This window comes from Cellulomonas sp. P4_B5_2 (genome assembly GCF_056402235.1).
This window is the reverse complement of the sequence record NZ_JBFUHU010000240.1, coordinates 1-5,811: the sequence shown is the minus strand read 5'-3', so window position 1 is coordinate 5,811 and position 5,811 is coordinate 1. Positions and strand designations below refer to the sequence as shown.

Below are 5,811 nucleotides of genomic sequence, written 5' to 3'. Positions count from 1 at the left end.
TCCACGACCACCGCCGCCACCGCCGCCGCCGGTGCTGGCGGTCACGGGGGGTGCGACGTACTTCACCGGGGCGGCGACCTCGCCGACGAGGCGCGTGAGCGTCGCGTCACCGGGGAAGACGGGCTTCGGCGTCGCGGTGATCTTCGCGGCACGCGTCAGCGCACGGACGTCGCCGCGCTGCTCGGGCAGGACGATCGTGACGACGTCGCCACCCGAGCCCGCACGCGCGGTGCGGCCGGAGCGGTGCAGGTASGCCTTGTGSTCGGCCGGCGGGTCGACGTGCACGACGAGCTCGATGTCGTCGACGTGGATGCCGCGCGCGGCGATGTCGGTGGCGACCAGGACGCGGACGGCGCCGGAGGAGAACGCCTCGAGGTTCCGCTCGCGGGCGCCCTGGGCCAGGTTGCCGTGCAGGTCCACGGCCGGGATGCCGTCCATGGTCAGCTGCTTGGCCAGCTTCTTGGCCTGGTGCTTGGTGCGCATGAACAGCAGGCGGCGGCCGGTGCCGGAGGCGAGGTGGTGGACGACCTGCTTCTTGGCGTCGGCGTCGCGGACCTCGAACAGGTGGTGGGTCATGGCGGCGACGGGCGACTCGGCGCTGTCGACGGAGTGCTCGACGGGCGAGGTCAGGTAGCGCTTGACCAGCTGGTCGACGCCCTTGTCCAGGGTGGCCGAGAACAGCAGGCGCTGGCCGGTCTTCGGGGTCTTGTCCATGATGCGCTTGACGCCCGGCAGGAAGCCGAGGTCGGCCATGTGGTCGGCCTCGTCGAGCACGGTGATCTGCACGTCGTCGAGCGTGAGGGCCTTCTGGTTGAGCAGGTCCTCGAGGCGGCCCGGGCAGGCGACGACGATGTCGACCCCGCCGTTGAGCGCGGACGTCTGCTTGCCCTGCGACACGCCACCGAAGATGACGGTCGTGTTGAGGCCCATCACCTTGGCCAGCGGGGCGATCGTGGCGTCGATCTGCGAGGCGAGCTCGCGCGTCGGGGCCAGCACGAGGGCGCGGGGGCGGCGGGCGGCCTTGCCCTTGCCCGCGGTGGCGGCGAGCCGCACGACGAGGGGGAGGGCGAACGCGAGGGTCTTGCCGGAGCCCGTGCGGCCGCGGCCGAGGACGTCCCGGCCCGCCAGCGAGTCGGGCAGCGTGGCGGTCTGGATGGGGAAGGGGGCGGTGATGCCCTGCGCCGTCAGCGCGGTGGACAGGGCTGTGGGCACGCCAAGTGCGGCGAACGAAGTCATAGATAGAGCCTCTCGGGGCTTGGTCGGGGTCCGCCGCCAGAGCAACCAGAGCGAGTGCTCCGGGGGACCTCCACGACGCGGGGCGCGCAGGTTCGCGCAGCCCTTGGTGTCCCCACCCTCTCACACGACATGTCTCGCGGGGGCTCGCGGTGTCGAGCGTCACAAGGGACGATCGGACCCAACAGCCCCCGCACCAGGAGGAACGCACCCCGATGACCGGCCTCGTGATCGCCTCCGCCCGCGACCTGGTCAAGGTCTACGGCGCCGGATCGACGACCGTGCGGGCGCTCGACGGCGTCGACGTGGACCTGGCCCGCGGGGAGCTCACGGCGATCATGGGGCCGTCGGGGTCGGGCAAGTCGACGCTCATGCACTGCCTCGCAGGGCTCGACCGGCCGACGTCGGGGACCGTGGTGGTCGACGGCCAGACCGTGAGCAGCATGTCCGAACGGAAGCTCACGGCGCTGCGCCGCACCCGCGTCGGCTTCGTGTTCCAGGCCTACAACCTGGTGCCGACGCTCACCGCGCTGGAGAACATCACGCTGCCGCTCGACATCGCGCGAAGGCCCGTCGACCGCGCTCACCTCGACCTGGTCGTGCAGACGCTCGGGCTCACGGACCGGCTCGGGCACAAGCCGACGGAGCTGTCCGGCGGCCAGCAGCAGCGGGTCGCGTGCGCGCGTGCCCTCGTCGCCCGACCGGCCGTGGTGTTCGCGGACGAGCCGACCGGCAACCTCGACAGCACGTCCGCCGCGGAGGTGCTCGGCTTCCTGCGCGGCAGCGTGGACGACCTCGGGCAGTCCGTCGTGATGGTCACGCACGACCCGACGTCCGCCGGGTACGCCCACCGGGTGCTCTTCCTCGCGGACGGCCGCGTGGTGGGGGAGCTGCGGGACCCGACCGCCGAGTCCGTGCTCGCCGCCCTGGCAGCCCTGCGCGTCGGCGCCCCCTGATGGTCCGGGTCGCCCTGCGCGGGGTCCGGGCGCACCTCGTGCGGTTCTGCCTCTCGGTGCTCGCGGTCGCGCTGGGCGTCGCCTTCGTGGCGGGGACGTTCGCGCTGCGGACCATGCTCGGGTCCACGTTCACCGACATCGTCGCGACGACCACCCTCGGCGACGCCTACGTGCAGGGTGCCGAGCCCGCCGGGGGCACGGGTGGGCCGGACCGCATCAGCCCGGAGGTGCGCAACCCGGTGCCGCTCACGCTGGTCGACGAGCTCGAGGCGGTCGACGGCGTGGCTGCGGTGCTCCCGGACCTGCAGGGGCCGCTCGTGCTGGTGGGAGCCGACGGCACCGCGGTGCAGAGCACCCAGGCGCCGAGCTTCGGGTTCGCGTACGACCCGCGGGACCGGGCCGTGGACGTGGTCGCCGGGAGGGCGCCGGGCGGTTCCGACGAGATCGCCGTGGAGTCCGCGACGCTTCGCGCCTCGGGTCTGGCGATCGGTGACGCGACTCGCGTGGTGGTCGGCGGCGAGGTCCGGCCCGTGACGGTGGTCGGGGAGATCGGGCTCGGCTCCGCGCTGGCCGGTGCGACGGTGGTCTTCCTCGACGCCGGCACGGCGGCGGCCGCGTTCGCACCCGACGGGACGGTCGCCACCATCTCGGTGCTCGCGGACGACGGGCTCACCGAGCAGCAGGTGGTGGACCGGATCGCTCCCGTGGCGGCGGCGTCGGCGGTTCCCGCGGAGGCGGTGACCGGCGACGAGGTGCGCGAGCGGGCGACCGAGAACATCCTCACGGTGCTCGGGTTCATCACCACGTTCCTGCTGGTGTTCGCCGGGATCTCGCTCTTCGTCGGCGGCTTCATCATCGCCAACACGTTCTCCATGTGGGTGCGCCAGCGGACCCGCGAGCTCGCCCTGCTGCGCGCGGTGGGGGCCTCCCCGCTGCAGGTCTTCTCCTCGATCGTGCTGCAGGCCGCGATCGTCGGGGTGGTCGGTGCTGTGCTCGGCGTGGCCGGCGGGCTCGGGCTCGTCGTGCTGCTCCGGGAGGTGCTCGGCACGTTCGGGATGCAGCTGACGGGTCAGGTGCCGCTGGACGGGTTCACCCTGGTGGTGTCGGTGCTGGTCGGCACGCTGGTGAGCGTCGTGGCCGCGGCCGTGCCGGCTCGTCGTGCCGCGCTGGTCCCGCCGGTGGAGGCGCTGCGCGACGAGGTCTCCCTGCCGGAACGCTCGCTCGTCCGCCGCGCGGTGATCGGTGTGACACTCGTGGTCGCCGGTGTGGTCGCCGTGGTGCTCGCTCTCCTGGACCCCACGGCCGACCACGCGGGCGCCCTGCTCGGCTGCGGGGCGGGCGCCGTGGTGCTCGGCGTGCTGGCGGCGTCCCCGGTGCTGGCGCGCGGGTTCCTGCGGGTGGCCTCCCTGCCCGTGGCGGGGTGGCGGCCGGTCGGCCCGCTGGCGCGCGGGAACGTCACCCGCAACCCGCGCCGCACGGCCAACACCGCCGGTGCGCTCATGGTCGGGATGGCGCTCGTCGGGGCCGCGGCGGTGATCGCCGCCACCACCCAGGCGTCGACCAGCGCGATCGTCACGCAGGAGGCCACCACCGACTACATCCTGCGCGGCGCCGCCCAGGGCACGGTGCCCGAGCAGGCGGTGGCCGACGTGCGCGCGCTGCCGGGCGTCCGGGCGGCGGACACGTTCGCCACGGTCGGCGTCCTGGTCGGCGACTCCATCTTCGCCGTCACCGGCATCGACCCCACGGCCGTCGGCCGCAGCATCCGGACCGAGGTGGTCGAGGGGGAGTTCCCCGGTGCGCTGGCGGCGGGCGAGGTCGCGGTCCAGCGGACGACGATGGACGACGAGGACTGGTCCCTCGGTCAGGAGCTCACGCTCGTCGGCTCGTCGGGCTCGGAGACGCTCACCATCGGCGCGGTCATCGACTCGCCGGCGTTCGGCGTGCCGTTCGTCGTGTCGCAGGAGGTGCTCGACACCCTGTTCGCCCCCGACGAGCAGCGGCTGACCACCGTGTTCGTCACGGCGGCCGACGGTGCCGACGTCGCGGCGCTGCGGGGAGAGCTCACCGCGGCCGTCCGCCCGTACGTCGTGGTGTCGGTGATGGACAGCGACGAGTTCGTCTCCGACCTCGCCGCGCAGGTGGACCGCGTGCTCGTGATCCTCTACGCGCTGCTGGGACTGTCGGTCGTCATCGCGGTGCTCGGCATCGTCAACACGCTCGCCCTGTCGGTCATCGAGCGGACCCGGGAGATCGGGCTGCTCCGCGCGGTCGGCCTGGGCCGCCTGCAGCTGGGCACGACGATCACGCTGGAGTCGGTCCTCACCGCGGTGTTCGGCACGGCGGTGGGGCTGGTGCTGGGGGTCGCGCTCGCCGCGACGCTGCCCACGGTCTTCGCCGACGTGGGGTTGCGGACGCTCGCGATCCCGTGGGCCAGCATCGGTCTCATGCTCGCGCTCGCGGTCGTCGTCGGCGTGATCGCCGCGCTGTGGCCCGCGGTCCGCGCGGCGCGGCTGCCCGTCCTCGACGCGGTCAGCACCGAGTAGCGATGTGCACGCCGCCGGTGACCTCGGCGGATACCCTCGGAGGGTGAGCGACACCGGGTACGGCGACTTCGAGTTCGAGCGTCGCTTCTGGGCGCGTGACGTCCCTGCCGAGCTCCTCGACGCCGCACCGGCCCTCATCGTCCAGAGCTACGTCCTGGCCGACGCCGGCTTCGCCATCCGGGTCCGGGTGCAGGCCACCGTGGACGGGCTGGCGCTCGAGCCGGGACTCGACGAGCTCGCGATCCTGGAGCGCTACGCGGACCAGATGGACTTCTGCGCGATCACGGTCAAGGGACCCATGAACGAGGGGACCCGCTACGAGGCCGAGCGCGAGCTCGACGTGTCCGTGGGCCTCGAGCTGGTGCGCCGCGGCGGTGCCCGCGTGGCCAAGACGCGGCACTCGGTCTGGCTCGGCGACGACGGCTGGGTGGTCGACACGTTCGCGGGCGGGAACGCGCCGCTCGTGGTCGCCGAGGTGGAGCGCGGCGGACCGGTCACCGACCTGACCATCCCCGACTTCTGCGTGACCGAGCTGACGTCGGACCCGCGGTTCTCCAACGACGCCCTCGCGGGTGCGCCCTACGGCACGTGGGCGGCCGCGTACGAGGCCGAGCTGGCGAGCGTCGGCCCGCGGTTCCTGCAGAGCCTCGGCCACAACCACCGCCCGGACGAGCACCTCTCCGACTAGCGCGTCCACCGGCRGTGCCCTCGGCGGGCGGCCTTGCGCACGGGCTCTCTCGCCGCCCGCTCCGCCTCCTGCGCGGCCACCTGCTCGAGCGCGTGCAGGCGTCCGTGCGTGAACGTGCTCTCGCCGTCGAGCTCCGCCTGGTGCGCGAGCCGCCGCAACGTCTCCTGCCGCACCACCGCGTCGTGCTGCGTCCCGAGGATCTCCTGCACGCGGTGCGCCCGCTTGGCGCTGCGCCGCGCGGCCGGTCCGACGACGGGCACGGCGACCTCGCTGGCGTACCGCGCGCGCCGCGCCGCCTTGCGCACCTCGTGCAGCGCCTCGTCGCGCTCGACCCCCGGAGGCGCCTGCTCGACGAGCTCCACGGCCCGGTCGAGCCGCTCCCACGCCC

Annotated in this window: 5 protein-coding genes; 3 read left to right on the top strand and 2 right to left on the bottom strand. The window is 73.8% G+C overall.

Going from position 1 to position 5,811, the window contains the following annotated elements; translation table 11 throughout:
- Positions 1-1,236, bottom strand: a 1,236-nt coding sequence (locus AC1DUQ_RS16195; protein WP_477074137.1) for a DEAD/DEAH box helicase, incomplete at its 3' end; no start/stop codon positions are given.
- 212 nt (positions 1,237-1,448) lie between these two features.
- Between AC1DUQ_RS16195 and AC1DUQ_RS16190 the strand changes: the two genes are divergently transcribed.
- The 3 genes from AC1DUQ_RS16190 to AC1DUQ_RS16180 are packed head-to-tail and all read left to right on the top strand — an operon-like array spanning position 1,449 to position 5,423.
- The gene (locus tag AC1DUQ_RS16190; protein WP_477062383.1) at positions 1,449-2,189 is read left to right on the top strand and encodes an ABC transporter ATP-binding protein; all 741 of its coding nucleotides are present in this window, start codon (positions 1,449-1,451) and stop codon (positions 2,187-2,189) included.
- A complete protein-coding gene (locus AC1DUQ_RS16185) occupies positions 2,189-4,735 on the top strand; it encodes an ABC transporter permease (protein WP_477062384.1) in 2,547 nt (848 codons plus the stop codon). The genes AC1DUQ_RS16190 and AC1DUQ_RS16185 overlap by 1 nt, the downstream gene beginning before the upstream one ends.
- Positions 4,736-4,778: 43 nt before the next feature.
- Positions 4,779-5,423 carry a CYTH domain-containing protein gene (locus AC1DUQ_RS16180; protein ID WP_477062385.1) on the top strand — a complete coding sequence of 215 codons (645 nt, stop codon included), beginning with the start codon at positions 4,779-4,781 and terminating at the stop codon, positions 5,421-5,423.
- Here AC1DUQ_RS16180 and AC1DUQ_RS16175 read toward each other — a convergent pair.
- On the bottom strand, positions 5,420-5,811 hold a 392-nt coding region (locus AC1DUQ_RS16175; RefSeq protein WP_477074136.1), incomplete at its 5' end, for a CHAD domain-containing protein. The two genes, AC1DUQ_RS16180 and AC1DUQ_RS16175, sit on opposite strands and share 4 nt — an antisense overlap.

Bases quoted from the DNA above. Each gene is read 5' to 3' on its own strand.
- AC1DUQ_RS16190 (WP_477062383.1), top strand. From the start codon at position 1,449: ATGACCGGCCTCGTGATCGCCTCCGCCCGCGACCTGGTCAAGGTCTAC.
- AC1DUQ_RS16185 (WP_477062384.1), top strand. From the start codon at position 2,189: ATGGTCCGGGTCGCCCTGCGCGGGGTCCGGGCGCACCTCGTGCGGTTC.